Here is a 23985-nt window from a genome sequence, read left to right on the forward strand (position 1 = left end):
TGTGATACAAATTTTGTCGCCAAGGGTAAACTTTCACAATAAATTCAATTACTTACTGGAAAACCGATGGCACCGTTGGCTGGGATCACTCAGCCCGTCACTAGCTGTTTTTGTTACATTTTCCATCTTGCGGGGTGTCGTTTGTATCACAATAGGTAACACGATCTCGGCAGCGGATATTCCGCCGGCGACACGGACAGACGCACCTTGCATCGCGTACGAGGCTGCGCAATTTTTGCAAAAGCAGGAACATAGCTGCATCGCCCAAGTTAAATACCGACGGCATTGGACCACGAATTCATTTTCGCATTTTCCAGGCTGCCAGAATGCTCCGGGATTTTTGATGCTCGAACGAATGGGCAGGACAATGTATCGCTGTCACAATGGCACGCTCGATTTTGGAACGGAGCTTTTGACGAAACCCTACACGATCGACAAGTTGGCCGAGAAGGTCCGAAAGGTGCTCGATCGAAAGTAACGACTGGCCAGAGGCGATGTACTCAAGTGGCCTACCCATAAGCCACTGTAGGCACGGCGGGGCGGTATGATGCCTCATGGGAACCAGGGGCACTGCCGCGAGTTCTTTGGAATGGCAAATCATACGGTCACAAGCGTGCTTAACTCAATTGGCACATTGACCTCTCGTCCCGCTGCGTTCCTGATCTTGTTGGCTTACGCAATTCTTTGGATGATCTTCGAGCGACAGAGCTTGGATTGGCACGGAGCCGCAATCACGCGGATCGATGATGAAGAGCCCGAGGAGATCGAAAAGCATCGCCATCGCCAGCAGCGGGGCGATTGACGTGCAGCCTTTCGGTTCCGTCGCGTCAGGCGCCCGCAAGAAGACCTCCGGCATTGAGCTTTGGCGAAAGGTGCTCATCTATCTGGCCATCGCCACCATGGCCAGCCTGCTCACGGTGTTGATCATAAATCTTACTCCAGAGCCGCGCGTTCTACGATCAATCGTCCCCCATCGGTTCGACGCTACGGATCCCCAATTTTCCGAGACGATGAGCAGCTATTCGCAAGGGCAGATGTTCGATTCCAACGCGGTCCAAACTCTCATCAACGGAGACGAAATATTTCCCTCAATGCTGCAAGCAATCGGGGCGGCTCGATCCAGCGTCGACATGGAGACATATATTTATTGGTCAGGAGCCATCGGCTACGAGTTCGCGATCGCATTGGCGGCGAAAGCCAGCGAAGGCGTCGAAGTCCGTGTGAACGTCGACTGGGTTGGCAGCCTTCCCTTCGACGAGGACTTGATCCACATCATGACCACTGCCGGTGTGAGGTTCGAACGCTATCGGCCTTTACGCTGGTATACGTTGGACCGTGTAAACAACCGAACTCATCGCAAGCTGCTGATCGTCGATGGCCGGATAGCATTCACTGGCGGCGCCGGCATTGCCGATAATTGGCGCGGGAACGCACGCAACTCAAATGAATGGCGCGACACGCACTACCGGATCGAAGGACCCGCCGTGTCCGCATTCCAAGCGGCGTTCGCGGAAAACTGGCTCGAGACGACCGGCGAGACATTGCAGGGCGGAAAGTTCTACCCTGCAGTTGCGCCCGCTGGTGGGCTCGATGCCCAGTTGATACTTTCTTCGCAGCCAAACGGCTCGGAGAACATGGAGTTGATGATGTTGGCAGCAATAGCCGCGGCCAAGGATCATCTGCGCATCGGCATGGCCTACTTCGTGCCCGACGACATAGCCCTGCAGCAGATTCTTGATGCAAGGAAGCGAGGCGTCTCGGTCGATGTCATCGTTCCCAATTGGCTGACGGATGTGCCCATAGTGCGAAAGGGTTCACGTTATTTCTGGGGCGAATTGCTCAAAGCCGGTGTGCGCATTTTTGAGTTTCAACCCACAATGTACCACCCCAAGCTTTTGATCGTCGACGATGTCTGGGTGAGCGTTGGCTCGGCCAATCTGGATGAGCGTTCCTTGCGCCTCAACGATGAGGCCAGTCTGAACGTCTACGGCATGGAATTCGCGCGAACGCAAATAGACATCTTCAACGAGGACCTGAAACGATCAAGGCAAGTCAGGCTGGAAGAGTGGCAAGCACGTCCGGTGAGCGAAAAGGTCACCGACTACTTTGCCAGCGGGCTACGCTCCCAGCTCTAATAGTGTGGAGATGCAAAGTCCCCGCGATTGCTCGCCAGATAGGCCTTTTGCCGCCAATAGGGCGCCCCCGAAACGGCCCGCGCAGACTAGTAGGCAGGGACAAGCCTGGTGTCCCGAAGGGGCAAGTCCATTGCAAATCTTAACCCCTTGGGGTGGTATTGCAGCTCAACCTTTGCGTCGCACTGCACGGCGACAACCCTCTCTAGCAAGGTTGTGCCAAAACCACTTCGCTGGGGCGGGTGCACCTCAGGGCCATCGCGTTCACGCCAGTCAAGATGAACCACTTGAGCATTTTTGAATTGCGCCACCGACCAGCGTACCTCAAGCCGTCCCCGAGGCCAGGACAACGCTCCGAATTTCGACGAATTCGACGCCAGCTCATGGAAAGCCATGCCCACGGGTATTGCGAGATCCGCGACAAGCGCGACATCAGGCCCTTCCAAGAGAATGCGTGACCTGTCCGTCGTGTCGTAATGCCGAAGCTCGGTTTCCAGCAATTTGTGCAGAAATGCGGTCTGCCAATAATCATCTGTCAGCATCGAATGGGTGTCAGCCAGAGATACCAGCCTGGCCGAGAAATTGCGCACGAAATCATCCACATTGCTGCTTGAGCGGGCTGTTGCCCCCATCATCGCTCTCACATTAGCGAGAGTATTCTTGACGCGGTGATGAAGCTCCCGGATCAACAGCTTCTGACGATGCGCCACTTCCTCTTTGTGCTCGAGCAAGGATTTGACTTCGAGCTGCCGCGTGCGGGCGCGCAGCGCGGAACGCACGGAGTTGGCTAGACTTGATGCCAGAAACGGCCGCTCCAGAACGATGAGATAGCGGTCGAGAAATCTCAGCCGCTCGTCGAACTCAGCGCCACGCATCGTGAGAAGAACGATCGGAAAATCAGACCAGGCCGGCTGGCTTTCAAGCCAGGCGGCGAATGGATTGCGATCCGAAGTGAGCAATGCTTCTTCTGCAACGACTAGGCACTGTGCCATATCCAGCAGCGGCAACGTCTCAGCAAGAGTGCTGCAGATATGCGTTACAATGCCCTTCGACGCGAGGATTGATGCCGCGATTTTTGCATCACGGCCGGTCGGTGAGAGGATGAGCACTCCGGGATCCGTTGCCATCACGATGATTTATCTTTGAGAAGATCGCCCTGCTTGCCCTGATAGGAGGGCACCCCCGTCAGGATGCCTCGGAACTGTTCAAGAGGTTCCCCCACGGCGAGGCCGGCGGGGCTGATCTTGAATTCGCGAATGGTGTCTTCGTGGGCGCCGACGCGCTTTTTCACTACTGAGATCGCGCGCCTCAACCTCCCATCATTCTCAAAGAAGCGCAACAACATGACCGAATCGCAGAGGTATGTCATGTCCACGGGCGCCACCATTTGCCCGAGCAATCCGTGGTTGGCGAGCAGAAGGATTGTGACGACGCCTTTTTGATTGAGGTAGGTAAGGATCTCGTGCATTTGCAACACCAGATGCTGTTCCTCGGACATCGCATTCAAGTAGCCGGTTAGGCTGTCGATCACCACAAGCCGCGCATTCGAATGGTCCACGGCGGCTTGGATCCGAGACGACAGCTCTCCGGGTGACAGTTCAGCAGGCTCGACTTTCTCCAGGAGAAGCATGTCACTCTTGATGAACGGTTCCAGGTCCAATCCAAGCCCGGCTGCGCGCGCCAGGAAGATACGCTTCGTTTCATCGAAAAGAAGCACCAGCACCGTCTCGCCGCGCAAAAGCGCTGCGTGGCAGAATGTTGAAGCAATCGTAGACTTGCCTACACCTGATGGCCCGATCAACAAGGTGCTGGTGCCTCGTGACAGCCCGCCGCCCAATAGATTGTCGAGGGAAGTGCCACTTAGGGCTGGCGGGCCCTGCTTCCCTTCGTCGTGTTCGCCGGCCACGAGCCGGGGGAAGACCGATACCCCACCTGGCCGGATGACAAAGTCATGGTATCCGCCACGAATTTCCACACCTCTCATCTTGATGACCCGCAAGCGGCGGCGTTCCCCCCCATACACGGGTGACAGCTGCTCCATGCGAATGACCCCATGGCTGATAGAATGCAGGTTCAAATCGTCAAATTCGGCGGTCAGGTCGTCAAGGAGCAGAACCGTTGCGTCGTTAAGAAGGAAGAAGCTCTTCAACGCCAGCACCTGCCGCCGGTAGCGCAAGGAGCCCTGGGATAGGAGGCGTATCTCCGACAGGGAGTCGAAAACGACACGATCCGGCTTAAGACGGCCTATTTCATCCAGTGCGGATTGGACCGTTTCACCCAGTTCAAGGTCGGAGGAGTGCACCAGTGTCTGGCGTTGAGACGGATCGAGGCTGAGCTCCGGGGGTACCAGTTCCAGAATGTCTACGCCGTCTAGTGACATCCCATGACGATTGGCGACCGACAGAAGTTCACGCTTGCTCTCGGAAAGTGTGATGTAAAGGCACCTGTCTCCGTTCTGCGCGCCGTTGATCAGAAACTGCAGCCCGAGCGTCGTCTTGCCGGATCCAGGCCTGCCCTCGATCAGGTGTGACCGATATTTGGCATAACCACCTCTCAGGATGTAATCGAGACCCTCGACGCCAGAAGTGATCGGTGATGCATCATCTGTTTCCAAAGTGCCCTCTCGCGCGGACCAGGACCACCGTAACGGCCAGGATTTTCAATGGTTCCCCGGCTGACTTGCAAGGCATCGGCAACACTGTGGGTACGCAAAATCCGGCGCCTACCGCATCGATATTGTTGAGCAGCTTGGTGATTGGCATTGAGGCTAGCAAAGCGTCCGACGTCAGCGTCGCGCTGGCAGACACGATCCGCAAGGATCGGCGGCACCCGCGCGCTGCTGGTTGAGGAAAGGCACGGGCCGTTCGTCCAGCGCATCCACGCAGCTTTTTTCTGGAAGTTTAATGCTTCAGTATCTGGCTGAGGAACAACTTGGTTCGATCATGGCGCGGGTGGCCGAAAAACCCGTCGGGCGTGCCCTCCTCGACGATCTGCCCAGCGTCCATGAAGATCACCCGGTCGGCAACCGCACGCGCAAAACCCATCTCATGCGTCACACACACCATGGTCATGCCGTCCCGAGCCAATCCCGTCATCGTCTCTAGCACCTCGGAGACCATTTCCGGATCGAGGGCGGAGGTCGGCTCATCGAACAGCATGACAGCCGGTTCCATGCACAGGCTGCGGGCAATCGCCACGCGCTGCTGCTGTCCGCCGGACAGCTGGATGGGGAACTTGTTCGCCTGCTCGGGAATGCGGACCCGCTCAAGGAACTTCAGTGCGGTCTTGCGCGCCTGCTTTTCCGATACGCCCTTCACCCACATTGGGCCGGCCATGCAGTTCATCAGCACCGTCATGTGCGGAAACAGGTTGAAGTGCTGGAAGACCATGCCGACGTTGGAGCGCACGGCGGCAACGTTGGTCATCTTGCCATGTAAGGCAACGCCGTTGACGACGATGTCGCCCTCTTGATGCGCCTCCAGGCGATTGAAGCAGCGGATGAGCGTTGATTTGCCGGAACCCGAGGGCCCGCAGATCACGATCCGCTCGCCCTTGTGGACGATCAGGTTGATGTTCTTCAGCGCCTGGAATTTGCCGTACCATTTGGAAACGGACTTGGCTTCAATGATGGCCGGAGCGCTCATCGCACCTTGCTCCTGTGGTAATGCCGTTCGATCCGCGATTGGACCAGTTCGAGGCAGATCGACAGCATCCAGTAGATCATGGCTGCCGAGATCAGCATCTCCATGTGCTGGAAGGTCTTCTGTCCGAGGGTGCGCGCCAGGAACATCAGCTCCCACACGCCGATGACCGAGACCAGCGAGGAATCCTTCAGCATCGAGATGAACTGGTTGCCCGTTGGCGGAATGATGACCGGCAATGCCTGCGGCAGAATGATGCGACGCATGGTCAGCGTGAAGCCGAAGCCCATGGAGCGCGACGCCTCCCACTGGCCGCGATCGATGCTCTGTATGCCGGAGCGGAAGATCTCGGTCATGTAGGCGCCGTAGCAGAGCGATAGCGCCAGGATGCCGGCCGGAACCGCATCAATGACAAAGCCGAGCTGCGGCAGCCCGAGATAGATCAGATAGACCTGCATGAGTAGCGGCAGGCCGCGGAAGAAGGAGGTGTAGAAGCTGGCGATGGCGTAGGCGAAGCCATTGCTGGAAAGCTTGGCCACCGCACCGGCGACGGCGATGACGGAAGCGATAACGATCGAAATGGCCGAGACGTAGAGTGTGGTGACAACGCCCTGGCTAATCAGGAACGGCAGCTTCTCCCTGATAAAGGGCAGGCTGAGATGGAACGTTTCGAAGAAGGCGATGAACAGGAGCAGCAGTTCGAGCCAGACGATGCCGATCTGGAACTTGAGCGGCGCGAAGCCGATCAGCACGACGTTCAAGGTGAAGATCACCGCTATGGCGAAAGCAATGGCAAAGCGGCCGTAGAAGCCACTCACCGACGGTTCGCCGATCACGGGGCGCATCAGTTCGGCAAAGCTGGTGCTCGACATGTTGAAAGCCATGAAGAGAAGCAGAACGACGCCGAACATCGTAGCCACGAACCAGGGTTTGTGGACGAGGATTTCGGCTTCGACGGTATCGGGATAGAGCATCTTTGAGCACCGGCTGTTCGGCGGCCTGCCGGGGGGCAGGCCGCCTTTGAAAGGGGCTAGTTGGTCTTCGAATAATCCTGCCCGTACCACTTTTCGGAGAGCTTGCTCAGCGTGCCATCCTCCTTCATCGCTTTCACGGCGTCGCCGATCTTGGCGGAGAGTTCGGGATCGCCGCGTTCGATGGCAATCGCCAGCGGCTCGTAAAACACCGGATCGCCTAGTTGCTTGATCGGGTAGCCGGCCTTCTCGGCGTCGAGGATCGACGGTAGCGAAGAGACCACCGCGTCCAGGCGCACGCCGTCGCCGAGGCGGAGGTCGTCAAAGGCGGTCGTCGAATTCCCGTAGGAGCGGACCTCCTCCGGGTTGAGCTTGTACTCGAATGGCGGCGCGCCGGCGGCGTCGAGCGTCAGATCCTTCTTGGCATAGGCCTCGAAAGTGGAGGTGCTGGTGGCGCCGACCACCTTGCCGTCGAGATCTGCCAGCGTCTTGGCCTTGCTGTCCTTGTGCACGGCAACGGCCGCCGGCGTGTAATAGTAGACCGCCGGAAAATCGAAGATCTCGGCGCGTTTCTTGGTCGGCGTCATCGAGCCGGCATGCATGTCCCAGCGCCCCGCCCAATGGCCGGCGGTGATGATGTCCCAGCCGGGCGTGATGAACTCGACCTTGACGCCGAGGTGCTTGCCGATGGCCTTGGCGAGGCGACGTCGACATCGAAGCCGTCCAGCTCGTTGCTGGAATTCACGAAGGACTGCGGCGCCCAGTTGGCATCGGTCGCCACCTTGAGCGTGCCGGCCGCCAAAACGCGGTCGAGCACCGCGCCTGCGTGAGCAGGATATGCGCCAAGCGCAAGCGCCATCGCGGCCAACGTCAGCTGTGGTCTGTTCCAGAATGTCATATCCGTATTCCCCTGTTGTTGTTCAGTTCCTTGCAGTCACTTCCGTTCAGCCGGTCGTGACGTCCCAATTTCGTGCCGACCTGGTCGGCGTCCTCTCCCAAAGGCCCGCCGATTTAGCGACGTCGTGGCCGGTCCGGTCTTCCGATGTCGCGGAGGATGTTAGCCGTCGCCATTCCCCCGATCACAGGGAAGGTCTCGGCCCGCTCCCTGCGAGGTGTCGTGCAGCCAGTGGTGTCCGGCGTTCGCTTTCGCATCGCGAAGGCTGCTATTCATCGGCGCCGCCCCCTTTCCCGCGGTCAGCGTCCATCAGGAAATCGCCCATCAGGGTGGCAACCCGAGCCGGCGCCTCGATCAGGATCGAATGACGAAGTCCGGGCAGGATGGCGAGTTGCGACCCTTGCACCTGTTCGTGCATCAGCCGTGCCATCCGCGGGCTGGAGCCCTGATCGTCCTCCCCGGTCACGATCAGCGTCGGGCAGGTGATGCGGTCGAGAATGCCGCCGAAATCGGTCTCGGCCAGAACGCGATAGGCGGCCGCATAGCAGTCGCGGTCGTTTTCAGCGTCACGCCGGCGCAACTCGGCGATGACCTCCGGGTTGCTGTCCTGAAAATCCTCCGTCAGCCAGCGCGACAGCGAGGCTGCATGATGCACTGAGGCATCGCTCGCCATCAGCGCCGCCAGCCGGCCACGCACCGCGTGCCGTTCCTCGGGCGTGCGGCCGGCGACCGTCGACAGCAACACCAGTTTTTTCAGGCGCTCGGCATGCGTCAGCGACAGGCGCTGTGCGATCAGGCCACCTAGTGAAAACCCGGCCAGATGGAAGGTGGCAAACCCGACATGGTCGGCCAGCGCCAGCGTTTCCTTGACGAAATCATCGATCTCGTAACGGCCCTTGATCCGGCTGGAGCGGCCATGGCCGCGCAGGTCGAAGGTGAGAACCGAGAAGCGATCTTTCATTTGGCCCGCCACGCCACTCCAGGCTTCGAGATAGGAGCCGACTCCATGGATGCAGACCAGCGGCAACCCACCCTCACCCTCAAGGCGCCAGTTGAGCAGCACGCCCTCGACATCGAGCTGGCCGGAGCGCGCCATGGTCACGCCCTCGCCGCCTGGCGCGCCCTGTCGCGCTCGCGCGCGGCGAAGACCGGCATCACCTCGTCGACCCACAGCTTGATCGTCTTCTTCTGCAGCTCGAACGGCAGGTTGAACGTCAGGCCGAGGCAATACTGGTCAACGCCCGCGGCTTCATAGTCGAGCAGCTTCTCGATCACCTCGTCGGGCGTGCCGAACATCAGGTTGCGACGGATGTTCTCGGGATTGTAATTGTCTTTGCCCTTGACGCTCTCGTAGGGGATAGCTTCGGGAAAGCCGTTTTGCACGGTGCCGATGTTCTGGAACAGGTTCTCGAACGCGCGGCCATAGTCAATGGCATGCCCGACCGCGATCTCCCAGTCCTGCGCTCGTTCGTAGACGCAGGTGCGCCGCTGCATCATCAGGCGCGGGCGCGGCACCTCCGGATGATCGGCGACGGCCTTGCGGAATTTCTCGCCGAGCACGGCGATCTCGGCCGCCGGCGCCGACAAGGGCGTCGACAGGATCGAAGCGCCGATGCCGACCGCCCAGTCGAAGGTTCCCGGGTCCCGCGCGGCCACCCAGATCGGCGGATGCGGCGTCTGCAGCGGCTTCGGCACGCCGGCGGCGAGCGGGAACTTCCAGTAATCGCCGTCATGGGCATAATCCTGTGCCCACAGCTTCTTCACCGCCGGCACCAGCTCCTTCAGATAGGCAACGCCTTCCTGCTGCGGCATGCCGCCGGCCATGCGGTCGAACTCATATTGGTACGAACCGCGCGCGATGCCGAACTCCAGCCGCCCGCCGGTCAGGTGATCACAAAGTGCCGCCTCCCCTGCCAACCGGATCGGGCTCCAGTAGGGCGCGACCAGCGTCGAGGTGCCGAGGCGGATCTGCTCGGTATGCTGGGCAAGCCAGGTCAGCGTCATCAGGGGGTTGGGCGAGATCGTGCATTCGATCGTGTGATGCTCCGCCGTCCACAGCGTCTCGAAGCCACCCTCGTCGGCCAGGCGCGCCAACTCGAGGAGATTGCTCTTCACCTTCGACATTGGCATGTCGGGCGAGAAGCGTTCCATGGTCAGCGAAACGGCGAATTTCATGTCGGTCTCCCCAGTGCGTCGGGTTGGTCAGCGAAGGCGGATAATGAAGGGGTCCTGCATGGCGCCCGAGTAGTCGATGACGACGTTCTTCAGGCGCGAGAACTCCTCCATGGCGTCGAAGCCGCCGCGCCGCCCGTAGCCGCTCTCCTTGAAGCCGCCATTGGCGGACATGAAGGACGAGGCGCGGTAGGTGTTGATCCAGACGGTGCCGGCTTCGACATTCCTGGCGAAACGCAGCGCGCGGTTGATGTCCCGGGTCCAGATGCCGGAGGCGAGGCCATAGCGGGTGTCGTTGGCGAGACGGATCATCTGGTCTTCCGACGAGAACGGGATGACGCCGACGACAGGACCGAACAGCTCCTCCTGCATGAAGTCCATGCCGTTGTCGGCATCGGTCATCACGGTCGGCTCGAAGTACCAGCCGCCTGCAAGCTCATCCGCCTGCGGCCGCTTGCCGCCGGCCGCAATCCGCGCGCCCTGGCGCACGCCCGAGGCGACGTAGCCTTCCACCTTGGCGAGTTGCACCGACAGCGCCAGCGGTCCGACGTCGGTTTCCTCCAGCATCGGCAGCCCGACCCGCACGCGCCGCGTGCGTTCGACCAGCGCCTCGACGAACCGATCGTAGACGCTGGCCTCGACGAAACAGCGCGAACCGGCGACGCAGGTCTGCCCAGCCGCCGCGAACACACCGGACACGACGCCGTTGACGGCATGGTCGATGTCGACGTCGTCGAAGACGACATGTGGCGACTTGCCGCCGAGTTCCATCGAACAGGGGATGAGGTTCTCAGCCGCATTGGCGGCAATCCGCCGGCCCGTCGCCGTCGAACCGGTGAAGACGAATTTCGCGATGCCAGGGTGCCGGGTCAGCGCGTCCCCCGCCACGGCGCCGGTGCCGGTCACGACATTGACGACGCCGGCCGGGAAGCCGGCCTCCATGATCAGCTCGGCCAGCGCGAGCGTGGAGGCACTGGCATGCTCGGACGGCTTGACGACCACCGTGTTGCCGAGCGCCAGGCATGGCGCCAGCGTGCCGGTGAGCAGCATCAGCGGCGAGTTCCATGGCGTGATCATGCCGACGACGCCGATCGGCTCGCGCAGGTTGAAATTGAGCATGTCGAGCTTGTTGACCGGAATGGTGTCGCCGAGCAGCTTGTCGGCCATCCCTGCGAAATAGGTGTAGCTGTCGGGCATGGCGCGCATCTGCGCCCGCATTTCCTTGAGCAGCTTGCCGTTGTCACGGGTCTCGATCAGCGCCAACTCGTCGGCGTGCTCCAGCACCAGTTCCCCCAAACGGCGCACCAGCGTGCCGCGGTCGGTCTGGGTCATGCGTCGCCAGACTGGATTGGCAAAAGCTAGGCGCGCCGCCTCCACGGCCGCGCCGACATCCTCGGCATTGGCCTCTGCGAATTGGTACCAGGGCTTGCCGGTGGTCGGATCGAAACTGTCGATGTATTGGCCACCTTTCGGCGCCACGAACGCGCCGTTGATGAACAGGTTCTGGCGTGAGCCTTCGAGCGATTTGACCGTCGTTTTCATGCTGTCTGTCCTGGGTGAAGCATCATTCGGATGCGGCTTGCGTCCACGATTGCGACTGGCCGTCGATCATGGCGACACGGCCGCCATCGCCGGTGTCGATATAGATGCCGAAGCGTTTGTCCTGGCGCTCGCGGGCATAGCGGCGCAGCATGGCGCGCAGTTCATGCGTGGCGACCCGCTCATAGGGCAGCGCGTCGACGGAAAAGAAGGCGTGGCCATCCGGAAGTGCTGCTTCAGCGCTCTCACGGCTCAGTTCGGCGCGGTAGATGAGATAGCCCGGGTCGCTGTCGGCGACGTCGAAGACCGAATAGAGGAAGGTGTTTTCAGGGACGAGGGTCAGCGCCTCGCCGCCATCGAGGACGAGCTGACTGTCGGCCTTGCGGCGCCGCGCCGTCGGCAGCACCCAACTTCCCTTGCCATCGGTGCGCAAGAGGATGCGGTCGCCGGCTTCGACAAGATAGCCGATGATCATGTCCTGCGAGGCCAGCCAGCCGGCAGGCAGCGGATCCTTTACGCTGGCGTAACGGCCGCGGCAAAACCCGAGCGGCGCCGATGGGCTGGTTCCGAAAGCCTGGACCTGGCCGATTAGGATGATGTGGTCGCCGGCCTCGATGCGGTTGTGAACGGTGCAGTCGAACCATGTCAGGCTGTCGGTGAGGATCGGCGCGCCGGTGTGGGCGCGGTCATAGTTGACCGACTGGAATTTGTCCGCCGCTTTGGATGCGAACACCGAAGAAACATCGACCTGGCCTTCATGGAGGAAATTGACCGCGAAGGACCGTGTTTCGTTGAATGCGGGAAAGCTCGCCGCCGCCTTGGCGACGCAGACCAGGAGCAACGGCGGGTCAAGCGAGACCGAGGTAAAGGAGTTCGCGGTCATGCCGCGCGGATTGCCGTCGCAGTCGCGCGTGGTGATGACGGTCACGCCGGTGACGAAGGTGCCGAAGGCACGACGCAAGGCGATCGGGTCGATCGTCCTGTGTACCACCGCGTCCGCCATTGCTTTCCTCCCATAGTGTCGGATGAAAGCTAGGCAAGAGAAGGCCGGGCTTCTTCCTCCGGTCTATAGGAAAGATGTCGGGGCGTGCTGCTGCCATCCCGAGCAAGTGCAGGCGCAGCGCGCCTGCACTTGCGGCGGCTGCCGCGTCGAAACAGTGGTGGCGAGGTCAACAGAGTCTAACGGGCTGTCGGCGTGCGGCTGTCGATGATGCCGCTGAGACGGATCGCGAGTTCAACCGCGAAGCGCTGTTCGGGCGTGTCGAGACGGATGCCGAACAGGTCCTCCATGCGCGACAGGCGATAGCGTAAGGTGGTGACATGCAGGCCGATGGCGTCGGCGCAGGCCTGGCTGCGGCAGCCCTCGCGCAGATAGGCAAATAACGTCTCCAGATAGGGCGTGCCGTGCTCGCGGTCATGCGCGATCAGGGCGCCGACACTTTCGTCGACGAAGCCGCGCACGTCCGGAGCGTCGGCAGCGGCGACCAATATCGGCAACGGACCGAAATCCTGGCCGGCAAAAACGCCGGTGCGTCCGAAGGAACGGCCGATCCGGATCATGCGGCGGCACCGCTCCCAGGCGATGGGATAATCGACCAGCGCGGCACAGGCCTCGGAAAGCACAACCACCGGCTCACCTTCGAAATAGCGGCCAAGCCCGGCCGCAATCTTGTGCGGCAATTTCGCGAAGCGCGCGCCATCCTGCCCGGTATCGGCCGGGACAAGACAGACAAGCCCATCCTCCACCGCGATTGCCGTGCCGGCAATGCCGGCCTGCTGCAGCAGACGCATGACCTCATGATGCGGATCGGCAAGGCCGATGGCACCGTCCTGTTCGGCGAGGTCGACGACGATCATCTTCTGTGCAACGGTCAAGTCGAGCCCCAGCCGGCGGGCGCGATTGACGATATCGGCCTCGTCGCGCCAGCGGCGCTCCGCCACCTCCAGGAAAAGCTCGGTCAGCGAGCGCGTCTCGAAACGGAAGCGCACGAAGCTGCGCATCATCTGCACACTGAGGGCGAATTTGGTGCTGTCGAGCAGCATCTGATCGAGTTGACCAGACTCGTGAGGCGTCGGGAAAATCATCAGTGCGCCAACCGCTTCGGCGTCGATGCTAAGCGGCTCGATGCGCACCGAAAGCTTGAGTTGTCGCTTGCCGTCATCGACGAACAGCGTCTCGGTGTGACGCCCGTCGGACGCGCCGCGAGCTATCTTGAAGATTTGCCGGCTGAGCGTTCCGCTCACCGCCTGCTGCCAGGAGGCGGTGTCGAAATGCGCCTCGCTCGGGGAACGGCCGGCGACAACCAGATTGGCATGGAAATCGATCACCACCACAGGATTGGGTAGCAGCTCGCTGACTTTTTCGGCGAGCGAGGCCACCGATCCGTCCGACAAGGCTTGCTGCAGAAGCGAGGTGTGCGCCGAGAGGGCGCGCTGCAGACGCTCGCCGGCCTGCTTCTCCTGGCGCAGCCGATGCTGCTTCTCGACCGCGATCTCACCCAGATGCACGATCATGCCGATGAAGGCGATATCCTGCGCCGTCACTTCGGTGATCTCGCGCGAAACGACGGTCAGCACCATCGGCCGGCCGTCTTCGTCGACGCAGTTCATCGGCATGACCAGAACACTGCGGTAGTCGCGCTCGAAGGCTTCTCGGCGGTAGCCCGGGAACTCCTCCGATACGCGCGCGTCCCTGATGTAGACCGGCTCGTTGCGGTTGAGCGCGACGATCGAGGGACTGGTGGCCAGCTCCCAACGGTCCGGCAACGTGCGGTGAATGAGCGTCGGGTCGTGGCGCACGATGACATAGGCGTGGCCGTGGGGGGCGTCGATGCCCATGATCGAGCCTAGAGTCCATTGGGCATGACGACAGGCCGCCAGCACGAGATGGCGCAGCACGGACTGGAGATCGCCGCCCGAATTGATGAGGCTGGCGGCATCCCGCAAGGAGAGAATTTGCGACTCGTGGTCCACGCCTGATCTTCCGCCGCTCGCGAAGGGCGAATTTAAGCCGTCGCGGATATACGAACGCTACACCGCTTCCAAGCGGGACGCACGCCGTTTCTTCCTACGAACCGGAGGAATACCCGATGGTTGGCGTGCATTAGCTTGAGCTTCCACCTGGAGAGGCCAAATCATGGAATTGCGAAAAGTCAGCACCTTCATCGAGGAAGTGCACATCGAAGGCGGCAAAGCGGGTGCAAGGCCGGTAACGTCGATCGTGGTGGCAGCCGTCCTGCGCAACCCATGGGCCGGGCGCGGCTTCGTCGAGGATTTGCAGCCGGAGATTGTCGCCATAGCGCCCCGGCTGGGGCAGGAACTCACGAGCCGCCTGATTGGATTGATGCAGGCGGAACGCATCGAAAGCTACGGCAAGGCGGCCGCCGTCGGAACCGCCGGCGAGATCGAGCATGCCTCCGCCATGATCCATACGCTGCGCTTCGGCAATGTCTTCCGCGACGCCGTCGGCGGCACGACCTATCTCGAATTCTGTAACACCCGCAACGCGCCGGGCGCGCTGCTATCGCTGCCGATGATGCACAAGAGCGAGAACGGTCGCCGCTCGCATTTCATCACCGCCAACTTCCAGATCGCCGACGGCCCGGCTGCCGACGAGATTGTCGTTGCCATCGGTGCTGCGGACGGCGGCCGGGTTCACCCACGGATTGCGGACCGCTTTCAGGACATGAAAGAGATGGAGCAGGAAGCAGCGATGTGAGGCTTGCGCTGGGTTCCACAACATCACCGTGGGTTCCACAACATCACCAATGTTCAGAGCCGGCGAATGCTGATGACGATCTCGCGGCCTGTTTCGAAGAGCTTGCTAGGCTGCAGTGCAGGCTCTCCGGACCCGAAGGTGCTTGGCGAACTGCACAGGCGTCCTTGCCGTTCATCTCCGGCCCATCGATGCTGTCGGCATGCGGCGTTGCATCCGGCACCTTTGATGCCGGAAGCACTGTGGCGGTACCTAGTTTGTCAGTACCCTCCAATTGCCTGCCTCTTCAAGAGCCCGCTACGCCGGTGGCGGTGTTTTGCTTTGTTGGTGCCGCAAGCGTCAGGAAGGCAGTCGCCGAATTGACGGGAACAATTTAGCGAAAAGTAAATTCAACGGTCTTCTGGTAGGAGGCCAAAGTGTCCCAGCGAAGCATCGACAAAGACCGATTGGATCGCGCAGACCGCGAGGCAAAAGTTGCTAACGCGGCCGAGAGAGAGGCGCGTTTTTTAAAAACTGCGCGACTTCGAGAACAACGCCTTGCTGCCGAAGCCAGAGGTTCCCAGGCTTCGAAGAAGGGGCGATCCAGGAGCTAAGGCGCTTAGCCGCCGACGCCGGCCGTCAGACAGCGACGCCCTTCTGATGGAACATTACGCTACGCTAATAGTTGTAACGCGCCGGAGCGCCCGACGATCCCGGCACGTCATCCTTGGCCCGCCGCTGCGGTAAATGGGAGGCGAGTTCAGAGTTCTTTACATTTGGCCTGCGCAAGGCCCGCTCGACGCGTGAGTGAGGGAGACATCATGGATCCCGAAAACCACAGCATTTATGCGCCGTCCGCCGAGCTGCTCGCTGCCATGGCTAATGAAAAGCGCCTTCTCGCTCTAATCATTCTTGCCGACGGAGAAATATCCGTTTCTGATCTGGCGTCGCGATTAGGGCTTGGCAACTCCGCACTCTCCCAACACCTTAGCATAATGCGAGAATTTGGGCTGGTCACCCGGAAGCAGGAGCGTCAAAAAGCGTATTACTCGTGCACAGATCGTGCCCTGAAGGTCCTTGAACTCCTGGACTGGCTTGCTGAGCGGAAAACTCTGGCTGGCCGCGACCATCATCCATAAAGCCCGAGACCTTTGGAGGGGTTTCCTCTCGGCCTTCGTTCTAACGTGCTTCCCGCATTCGTGCCGGAGAGGCGTGCCAAGAGCGCTTGCGATGTCGCGACTTTAAGGCTCATCATCTTCGTCCGGACGTGGAGATTTATACGCTTCAGCCCCGCCGCCAGCGATGGCGGCGGGGTTGGATTGGTTCGTTCAGTCGTAAACCTTGATGATTTTTCGGGTGCCCGGGTCCACCAGCACCGTGCGGTTGTCGACCACCACATAGCGGTATTTGACGTTGGGGACCTCATGGATCTCAACCGTGTCTGGCAGAGCTGTCCCGACATTCAGTTCCACGCCGGGGAGCTTGACCGACGCCAGGGGCTGCTGCTTCACATATTCGCGGATGACGGTGTCTTGTTCCGGCTGGATAATGATGTCGTCCGCGGCGGCTGAGCCGATCCCAGCCAAGAGCAACATCGCTGCTGCGGTGTTCTTTAGAAGCATGTTCATATCTGCACTCCCGTGGGGACGGGCGCAACACGATCATCGTCCCGCGCCGCCCGGCAACTTGAACATGGAGCCGCCCTAAACGTTCCGCCTTAGGCACTTAGGTCTAGTCCCTTTGGGGCCTAAGTCTGGTCCTAGAACACGCATTGGTCCTGTCAGAGACAGCGACTGGAACGCCTGCCCCCCCGCGGCTGTTGTCTCTCGAATTTGGGAGAAAGCAGATGGATAAAAGTGCTGGCCAAGCACGCTGTTATTCGCAGCTGTCCCCTTTCTCGTGATGGCACTCGTGCTTGGCTGACATGTGGTGGATCGGCGCAGCAACGTCCCTTCCGACGCCGATAGCAGGGTTCGCGAGCCGCCCAGCTGCTCGCGAACCCTATATCTTTAACTTGGAGTAGGTGACCTGATGTTGCGCGACAAAGAGAGTCGGATCTTAGAGGCAGGCTTACTGGCAGCAGTGCCTATCTGTGTGGCCATTACCGCACTGGTCGCCTTGATGACTTTGGCCCGGATATGAATCGGTTCCTTTTCGCGGCCTCCGACTTCCTATCTCGGCCGCCGGGCTTCTATGTCATTCTCATAGCAATGGTTTTGTGCACCGCCCTGGTGCCGTTTGGTCTGACAAGTGCGGTTACCTACGCCCTGTCGGTTGCCGCCATCGTGATCACTGGTGTTGTCCTTCTACAAGGCTATCGCGACACCGCCGCCATTCACGCCAAACTCGATGAGATCATCGTTTCACTGAATGAAACCAGAAATGACGTTGTCGGATTGGAGCACGCCGAGCCGGAGGAGATCAGGGACAAGCTTGTAGAACTCGAAGCAGAGGCGTCCCGAACGATCGGCGCTGCCAGGCGCGAACTTTCGAAAGCAACAGGAGAGAGATCATGAACAATATCATTTGGCTCGTCGGTGCGGTGGTCGTCGTCTTGGCGATTTTGAGTTTCTTTGGCCTTCGGTAGGGCGGCCATTTCCGCCGACAACCTGAAGGATTAGCGGGACCAAACTTGGCATCGCAAAATTGCTTATCATGAATGACAATCATCCGCCCCCCGACAAGTTGGTGTCCGATCCACCGCCAGATTGGCAGGGCGTGCTTTTTGCCACCGCTGCTTTCGTCTCATCCATATGCGCCCTGCTGCTGGCATTTTGGATGTCTGTTTGATCGCTGTCGGGCAGGCCCATTGTCCTATAGAGAGCCAAAAAGGTTTGGCATCAAAGTTGCATTGACAAGTTGGGGCGGATGAAGCCCGCCGCTTCGCAAATGGGGCGGCGGGCTTTCATAATCAGAAACGAGCAGCGGCGGGTGCCTTGGCCGTTCGCGCGATCACTTGGCGGAGGTCACGCATGTCGACCTGCCTACCCGCCGGCATGCCGGTTAGGCGGAGTCTGCGGCGCGACCGACGTCTTTCCGCCTTTGTGGTGCTTTTCTGACCGGGCGCGTCTGCTTCAGGCTCTTGCCGGATCGCACACCGAACTTTTCACCGTTGGATTTTTCGCCATCAGGCTCCCTCTGCGCGCAATGGCAACTCTTCGATCGGTCTGAGGTCCCGGACAATGGGATCGGTGACGCTCCGCCAGCTTCACGACGACGGGAACGGCGCCCCGAAATGTCCGACATTTGTCAACGTCCGGAACAAAGGTAGCGCCAGGAGATTGGGGTTCATCGTCCTCCTCAACCAAGGAACCTCAGCATGAGAACCAAACTACGCATGGCATCGCTCTCGATCGCGACCGTAATGACCGCTGTACTGCCTGCCTTGTCAGCAGAGACGGCACAGGACTTCGTCACGAAGGCCGCGATCGGCGGGATGTTCGAAGTGCAGTCCAGCAAGGTCGCTCAAGACAAGCTCCAAGATCCGACCCTTAAGGATTTCGCCCAGAGGATGATCTCCGACCATGGCACTGCGAACGCCAAGCTCGAGAGTATTGCCGGCGAACAGAAATTGCAGGTGCCCGCCGACCTCGACGCTGCCCACAAGAGCGACGTCGACAAGTTGCAGTCAGCTGCGGCGCCAGTCGATGCACCCTATGCCGACATGCAGAGGACGGCGCATGCCGACGCTGTGAGCATGTTTGAAAGTTACGCCAAGGATGGCGACAATTCCGCTCTCAAGTCGTTTGCAAGCGAGACGTTGCCGACACTTAAGATGCATCAGGAGATGATCGGCAAGGTCGCGGCTGCCGCTCCTGCCCCCGACAGTTCCGCGCCAGCCGCCTCCGATGCGGACACCACAAATTCTGCGGCGCCGGTGCCTGGTGCCAACAGCTTCACCGAGGACCAGGCCAAGAGCGCCATCGAGAAGGCGGGTTACTCGGACGTCTCCGCCCTGACGAAGGACGACAAGGGGATCTGGCGTGGAACCGCGAGCAAGGACGGCAAAGCAGCACCCATCGCCCTCGACTTTCAAGGCAACGTCGTTGCCGGCAAGGATTGATCACCAAGCAAGGAAAAATCAGATGAAAACCGTAACAGGACTCTTCGACAATTACGATCAAGCAAGCGACGCTGTGGGTGAGCTTGAAGCCACCGGCGTTCCGCACGACGATATTAGCATCGTGGCGAGCAATTCGAGCGGCCGGCTTACGGGCGAAGCGTCGGAGGCTGGCGAGGATGCGGCGGCGGGGGCTGGTGTCGGCGCCGTTATCGGAGGGGCCGGCGGCCTGCTCACCGGCCTCGGCCTGATGGCCATACCTGGTGTCGGCCCCGTGGTTGCCGCGGGCTGGCTGGCAGCGACTGCGGTCGGCGCTGTCGGCGGTGCCGTGGTCGGTGGCGCAGCTGGTGGCATCATCGGCGCGATGACAGAGTCCGGTGTGCCGGAAAACGACGCACATGTTTATGCCGAAGGCGTTCGGCGTGGGGGAACAATGGTCACAGCCAGGGTCGAAGACGACCTAGTCCCCGACGCGGAAAAGATACTGAAGCAATATAATTCCGTCGACATCGCCCGCCGTCGAAACGAATACGAAGCAGGCGGTTGGACCGGCTTCGATCCAACGGCTGATGTCTACACAGGTGATGACCTGAAGGGGGCCAGAGGGCGTCGCAACGTGTGAGATGAAATGACTGGGCGGCTAACAGGCCGCCCTCGTCCGCCCTGCGCGATGTGCAACGCTCGTATCTCAGGTTAGCGGCAAGATCGAATGTCGTTGTGACGGCTTGCAGTTCACCATGGCCCTGCCGCTGCGCAAAACACGCCTTGTGCCGACTTTTGCTTGCTTTCCCTTCGCCCCGATAAACGGCTGGAACAAAGTGTCTATCGCCGCGGGCGGGACGAGAGGGCCACCGTTGGCGACACCAACCGGAATGTAGTGTCATGTGGGATTTCCAAGGAGGGCATCCGAATATCGATGTCAGTCCACTGGCCAAACGATCATAAGCATCGGCACGGCAACAATGACTACGAGAAAAGATAGGGGCAGTCCCAGACGGGGATAGTCGCTGAAGCGGTAGCCACCCGGCCCCATGACAAGCGTGTTGCACTGATGTCCGATCGGGGTGAGAAAGTCACAGCCGGCGCCAATGGCGACAGCCATCAAAAATGCTTCCGGCCGGTAGCCCAGATCACTGGCAAATTCGGCGGCGATAGGCGCCATGACAAGGACGGTGGCGGCATTGTTGAGGAATGGCGTAACGGCCATGGCGGCGACAAGGATGAGCATCAGTGCGCCGGACGCCGGAAGAATGGTCCCTAGTTTGGCAAGCTCGCCGGCAACTACTCCCGTCGCCCCTGTACTGCGTAGCGAATCGCTTACTGGAATGATAACGGCCAGCATCACGAGGATAGGCCCATCGAGCGATTGGTAGACGTCGCGGAGCGGAATGACCTTGAAAAGCACAACCGCGACAGCGGCCGCGAAGAAAGCGACGGAGACTGGTAGCAGTCCAAACGCCGTCGCCACCATGGCGAGAGCAAGGATTACTACCGGCACGATACCCTTGCGGACGCTACCAAGAAGGATTGCCCTTTCTGCCAGTGGTAAGCAGCCGAGTTCACGAAGTATCTCAGGCATCCTGGCTGCAATGCCCCGCAAAACGACAACGTCCCCGAGCCTCAGCTCGACTTCGGCCAGCCTGCGGTCGAGGCGCTCCCCGCGACGGCTGACAGCCAGGAGGTTGACATTGAAGCGATCGTAAAGGGCAAGGCGCTGGGCGGTCCAGCCGATCAAAGAGGAGCTTTCACCGATTACGGCTTCGATAGCGACCATTTCGTTGGTGGTGTCGTCACCACCAACCCTATCCCCGGTCACGCTGAGCCTGCCCTGGGAGACAAGGCGATCCAGCGCTTCTGGGTCGCCCTCGAGCAACAGGATGTCATTCACCTTGAGGATAGCGTCGGGCAGTGGCGTCATCCGCATCGTGCGATTGCGCAGAATCGACGTCACGATTGCATCGCCGCCGGCGAGCTTCATGAGGTCTGCGACGGTTTTCCCGAGCACCGTGGAGTCGGCGACAATTCGAGCCTCCGTAAGGTAGTTCTTGATGTCGAGGGCTTCGTTCAGTGATCCGCCAAGCTTTTCGCGCACCGGCAACAACCAATAGAAAAACAGAAGGAAGATCGTTCCGGCAGCGGCTATGGCAGCTCCAACAGGTGTGAAGTCGAACATTGTGAAGGCGGTTCCGGTCAGTTCCTCTCGTACTCGGGACACAACGATGTTGGGAGATGTTCCCACCTGCGTCATGAGACCGCCGAGCAGTGACCCGAACGCCATAGGCATCAGAAATATCGAGGGTGAAATGTTAGACCGGCGCGCGAACTGGAAGGCGATCGGAATCATGATAGCGAGCGCCCCGATATTCTTTACAAAGGCAGAGAGGATCGTGACCACGATCACCAGCAGCGCCAGTTGCGACCGAACTCCCGATAATTTCGGAGCAAAGCGCTTGATGGCGGCCTCCATGATACCCGAGCGCGATATCCCTGCGCTCACCAGCAGAGCGCTGCCAACAATAACCACGATATCGTCGCTGAACCCGCTGAAGGCTTCGTCAAGAGGCACAATGCCAACCGCGAGAGCAAGCAACAGTGCCGCGGCCGCGACCAGATCATAACGATAGCGACCCCACACGAACGCTGCCATCATCACGAAGGTTACGGCAAATGACAAAATTTGCGGCGTAGTCATGTCTTCGAATGCCCAGCCGCCAATGCGGCTGATCAGAACGGCCAAACCGCCCCTTTTGTTGCTTCGCTGATTGCGGCTTTGCTAGCACGATCCTGAATGCCATCGGGCGGATGGCCGCTGGCCCACGCTTTCCAACGCAGTCGCCTTCGATCGTCAGCTTTCAGGCAATGGCAAAACTGACTTACGACCGACATGAGGCGCAAAGCAGTCCGGCGGCGTTGGGCCAAGAGCGGATCGGCAGCGTTTAACACGGATGTTAAGAAGCGGTTCTTCGGACCTTGACAGACATCGACGTGACCTGACCAATCCGGCCCGTCAGGCCGGAAACAAGAAGGCCGAGCCGGGATCGAAAAAGATGCGCTTGCCTGATGTTGCGGCGCTGACAGCTCCCTCGGCGTCAGCGGTTGGCCTGACATCGATTTCGTCGCCGGCGGCCGTGCGCGCCACGACACGCCGGCGGTCGCCGAAGAAGGCCGTGTCGATGATCTCGACGGCGAGCGCCGCGCTCGTGGCCCCAGGCGCGAAGCGGAAGGCTTCCGGGCGCACCATCAGCCGGACCCTCTGACCCTGGCCGAAGGACGTTTTCGTTTTGATACCGGTCACGATTGAGCCGTCGGCCAGGCGGATCGTGGATGCGCCACGCGCGGTTTGCAAATGCTCAGCCGGCAGAAAATTCGAGTTGCCGATGAAGCCCGCAACAAATTCGCTCGCCGGCCGGAGGTAAAGATCCTCGCCGGTGCCGATCTGTTCGATGCGGCCTTCCCTGAACAGCGCGATCCGATCGGATAGGTGCAGCGCCTCCTCCTGGTCGTGGGTGACATAGAGGATGGTGACGCCTGTCTCCCGGTGGATGCGGCGGATCTCGGCCTGGATTTCCTGGCGCAGCTTCTTATCAAGCGCCGATAGCGGCTCGTCCATCAAAAGGATCGGCGGGTCGTAGGCGAGCGCGCGGGCAAGCGCCACGCGCTGCTGCTGGCCGCCAGACAGCGCGCCCGGATGGCGGTCGGCGAAGTTTTCGAGACGCACCAGCGCCAGCATGTCGGCAACCTTGCGCTTGATCTCAGCATCGGGCCGGCGGCGCACGCGCAGCGGAAAGGCGATATTCTCGGCGACGCTCAGATGCGGAAACAGCGTGTAGCGCTGGAACACCATGCCGATGTTGCGCTTGTGCGACGGCACCGAAAGCAGCGACATGTCCTCCAAAAGCACATCGCCTGAGCTCGGATCCTGGAAACCGGCAATGGCGTAGAGCGTCGTCGACTTGCCGGAGCCGGACGGGCCGAGGAATGTCAGGAATTCACCTTTGGGCACATCGATGGTCACGTCGTGGACGGCGACGAAGGCGCCGAACGTCTTTCTTAGCGCGCGTATGGACAGGAAGGACCGGGTCATCTGGACAATTTTCTGCGAAGGAGTGCGGTCACAATCATCAGGCAAAACGTCAGGCCAACGAGCAGGCTGGAGGCGGCGGCGACCACCGGGCTGAGGTCTGCGCGCAGGCTGCCCCAGATCTTAACCGGCAAGGTCTGCAAGGTCGGACTTGCCATGAAAATCGCCACCACGACCTCATCCCACGAGGCCAGGAACGAGAAGATCGCCGCCGAGAAGATGCCGATCCTGATCGACGGCAAGGTGATCCTCAGCCGCGCCTGAAACGGACTTGCGCCGCAGACGATGGCTGCATCCTCGATGGATTTATCGAAACCTTCGAGCGCAGCGGTGATCGGGATGATGGCGAAGGGAAGCGCCAGGATGGTGTGGGCGATGACGAAGCCGACCGTGGTGCCGGCGAGGCCGATGCGCAGGAAGAAAGCGTAGATGGCGATGGCGAAAACGACGACCGGCAGCACCATCGGCGTCAACAGCAATCCGCGCAGGACCTGGCGTCCGCGGAACTCACCCCTGACCAGGCTGAAGGCAGCGAACAGGCCGATGATGACGGCCAGCATAGCGGCCATGGCGGCAATTCGGGCACTGGTCAGCGCGGCATCGATCCAGGTCGGGTCGCCCAGCAATTGCTGATACCATCTCAGCGTCCAGCCGGGTGCCGGAAAGGCCAGCCAGCGCGACGAACCGAACGACAGGAGCACGATGAAGACCACCGGCAGCAGCAGGAATGCCGCGACGGCCGCCGTGAAGCCGACAAGCGCCACCCGCAGCCATCCGAGCCGTTCATAGTCGAGCAGCAT

At 60.5% G+C, this 23985-nt stretch carries 19 protein-coding genes and 1 pseudogene; 6 read left to right on the plus strand and 14 right to left on the minus strand.

What is annotated here, in order from left to right:
- Positions 1-743: 743 nt before the first annotated feature.
- Positions 744-2135 carry a phospholipase D-like domain-containing protein gene (locus tag AC0L2U_RS16555; protein WP_473602228.1) on the plus strand — a complete coding sequence of 464 codons (1392 nt, stop codon included), beginning with the start codon at positions 744-746 and terminating at the stop codon, positions 2133-2135.
- A gap of 86 nt (positions 2136-2221) precedes the next feature.
- On the opposite strand, the gene AC0L2U_RS16560 is transcribed toward AC0L2U_RS16555, so the two are convergent.
- From AC0L2U_RS16560 to AC0L2U_RS16605, 10 genes and pseudogenes are all read right to left on the minus strand, one after another.
- Positions 2222-3259 carry a sensor histidine kinase gene (locus AC0L2U_RS16560; protein WP_473602229.1) on the minus strand — a complete coding sequence of 346 codons (1038 nt, stop codon included), beginning with the start codon at positions 3257-3259 and terminating at the stop codon, positions 2222-2224.
- Entirely contained in the window at positions 3259-4746 is a 1488-nt protein-coding gene (locus AC0L2U_RS16565) for an ATPase domain-containing protein (RefSeq protein WP_127329067.1), read from the minus strand. Before AC0L2U_RS16565 ends, AC0L2U_RS16560 begins: the two co-directional genes overlap by 1 nt.
- A 286-nt stretch (positions 4747-5032) precedes the next feature.
- Positions 5033-5776, minus strand: a complete 744-nt coding sequence (locus AC0L2U_RS16570) for an amino acid ABC transporter ATP-binding protein (protein ID WP_127807823.1) — start codon at positions 5774-5776, stop codon at positions 5033-5035.
- Positions 5773-6747, minus strand: coding sequence for an amino acid ABC transporter permease (locus tag AC0L2U_RS16575; protein WP_127332355.1), 975 nt, complete (start codon positions 6745-6747; stop codon positions 5773-5775). Before AC0L2U_RS16575 ends, AC0L2U_RS16570 begins: the two co-directional genes overlap by 4 nt.
- A gap of 56 nt (positions 6748-6803) precedes the next feature.
- A pseudogene (locus tag AC0L2U_RS16580) lies at positions 6804-7642 on the minus strand (transporter substrate-binding domain-containing protein).
- A 265-nt stretch (positions 7643-7907) separates the two neighbouring features.
- The gene (locus tag AC0L2U_RS16585; protein WP_473602309.1) at positions 7908-8735 is read right to left on the minus strand and encodes an alpha/beta fold hydrolase; all 828 of its coding nucleotides are present in this window, start codon (positions 8733-8735) and stop codon (positions 7908-7910) included.
- A gap of 2 nt (positions 8736-8737) precedes the next feature.
- Positions 8738-9814 carry an LLM class flavin-dependent oxidoreductase gene (locus AC0L2U_RS16590; RefSeq protein ID WP_127332290.1) on the minus strand — a complete coding sequence of 359 codons (1077 nt, stop codon included), beginning with the start codon at positions 9812-9814 and terminating at the stop codon, positions 8738-8740.
- Between the two features lie 27 nt (positions 9815-9841).
- Positions 9842-11353 carry an aldehyde dehydrogenase gene (locus AC0L2U_RS16595; RefSeq protein ID WP_473602231.1) on the minus strand — a complete coding sequence of 504 codons (1512 nt, stop codon included), beginning with the start codon at positions 11351-11353 and terminating at the stop codon, positions 9842-9844.
- A 22-nt stretch (positions 11354-11375) separates the two neighbouring features.
- Positions 11376-12353, minus strand: coding sequence for a flavin reductase family protein (locus AC0L2U_RS16600; RefSeq protein WP_127322470.1), 978 nt, complete (start codon positions 12351-12353; stop codon positions 11376-11378).
- 176 nt (positions 12354-12529) lie between these two features.
- Entirely contained in the window at positions 12530-14323 is a 1794-nt protein-coding gene (locus AC0L2U_RS16605) for a helix-turn-helix domain-containing protein (RefSeq protein WP_473602232.1), read from the minus strand.
- A gap of 163 nt (positions 14324-14486) precedes the next feature.
- On the opposite strand from AC0L2U_RS16605, the gene AC0L2U_RS16610 reads away from it, so the two are divergent.
- Complete coding sequence (locus AC0L2U_RS16610; RefSeq protein WP_127332298.1) at positions 14487-15068, plus strand: amino acid synthesis family protein; 582 nt, start codon at positions 14487-14489, stop codon at positions 15066-15068.
- 797 nt (positions 15069-15865) lie between these two features.
- Entirely contained in the window at positions 15866-16183 is a 318-nt protein-coding gene (locus AC0L2U_RS16615) for an ArsR/SmtB family transcription factor (RefSeq protein WP_473602234.1), read from the plus strand.
- A 189-nt stretch (positions 16184-16372) separates the two neighbouring features.
- Here AC0L2U_RS16615 and AC0L2U_RS16620 read toward each other — a convergent pair whose 3' ends face one another.
- Positions 16373-16672, minus strand: a complete 300-nt coding sequence (locus tag AC0L2U_RS16620; RefSeq protein WP_127266845.1) for a DUF1236 domain-containing protein — start codon at positions 16670-16672, stop codon at positions 16373-16375.
- A gap of 510 nt (positions 16673-17182) precedes the next feature.
- Between AC0L2U_RS16620 and AC0L2U_RS16625 the strand changes: the two genes are divergently transcribed.
- The 3 genes from AC0L2U_RS16625 to AC0L2U_RS16635 all read left to right on the plus strand — a co-directional run bounded on the left by AC0L2U_RS16625 (position 17183) and on the right by AC0L2U_RS16635 (position 19726).
- Complete coding sequence (locus tag AC0L2U_RS16625) at positions 17183-17560, plus strand: low affinity iron permease family protein (protein ID WP_127320400.1); 378 nt, start codon at positions 17183-17185, stop codon at positions 17558-17560.
- A gap of 803 nt (positions 17561-18363) precedes the next feature.
- Entirely contained in the window at positions 18364-19107 is a 744-nt protein-coding gene (locus AC0L2U_RS16630) for a DUF4142 domain-containing protein (protein WP_473602235.1), read from the plus strand.
- 22 nt (positions 19108-19129) lie between these two features.
- Complete coding sequence (locus AC0L2U_RS16635) at positions 19130-19726, plus strand: hypothetical protein (RefSeq protein WP_473602237.1); 597 nt, start codon at positions 19130-19132, stop codon at positions 19724-19726.
- Between the two features lie 297 nt (positions 19727-20023).
- Here AC0L2U_RS16635 and AC0L2U_RS16640 read toward each other — a convergent pair whose 3' ends face one another.
- The 3 genes from AC0L2U_RS16640 to AC0L2U_RS16650 all read right to left on the minus strand — a co-directional run bounded on the left by AC0L2U_RS16640 (position 20024) and on the right by AC0L2U_RS16650 (position 23985).
- Positions 20024-21796, minus strand: a complete 1773-nt coding sequence (locus AC0L2U_RS16640) for an SLC13 family permease (RefSeq protein ID WP_473602310.1) — start codon at positions 21794-21796, stop codon at positions 20024-20026.
- Between the two features lie 315 nt (positions 21797-22111).
- Positions 22112-23188, minus strand: coding sequence for an ABC transporter ATP-binding protein (locus AC0L2U_RS16645; RefSeq protein WP_473602238.1), 1077 nt, complete (start codon positions 23186-23188; stop codon positions 22112-22114).
- Positions 23185-23985 carry an ABC transporter permease gene (locus tag AC0L2U_RS16650; protein WP_473602239.1) on the minus strand — a complete coding sequence of 267 codons (801 nt, stop codon included), beginning with the start codon at positions 23983-23985 and terminating at the stop codon, positions 23185-23187. The genes AC0L2U_RS16645 and AC0L2U_RS16650 overlap by 4 nt, the downstream gene beginning before the upstream one ends.

Source organism: Mesorhizobium sp. WSM4808 (assembly GCF_055811675.1).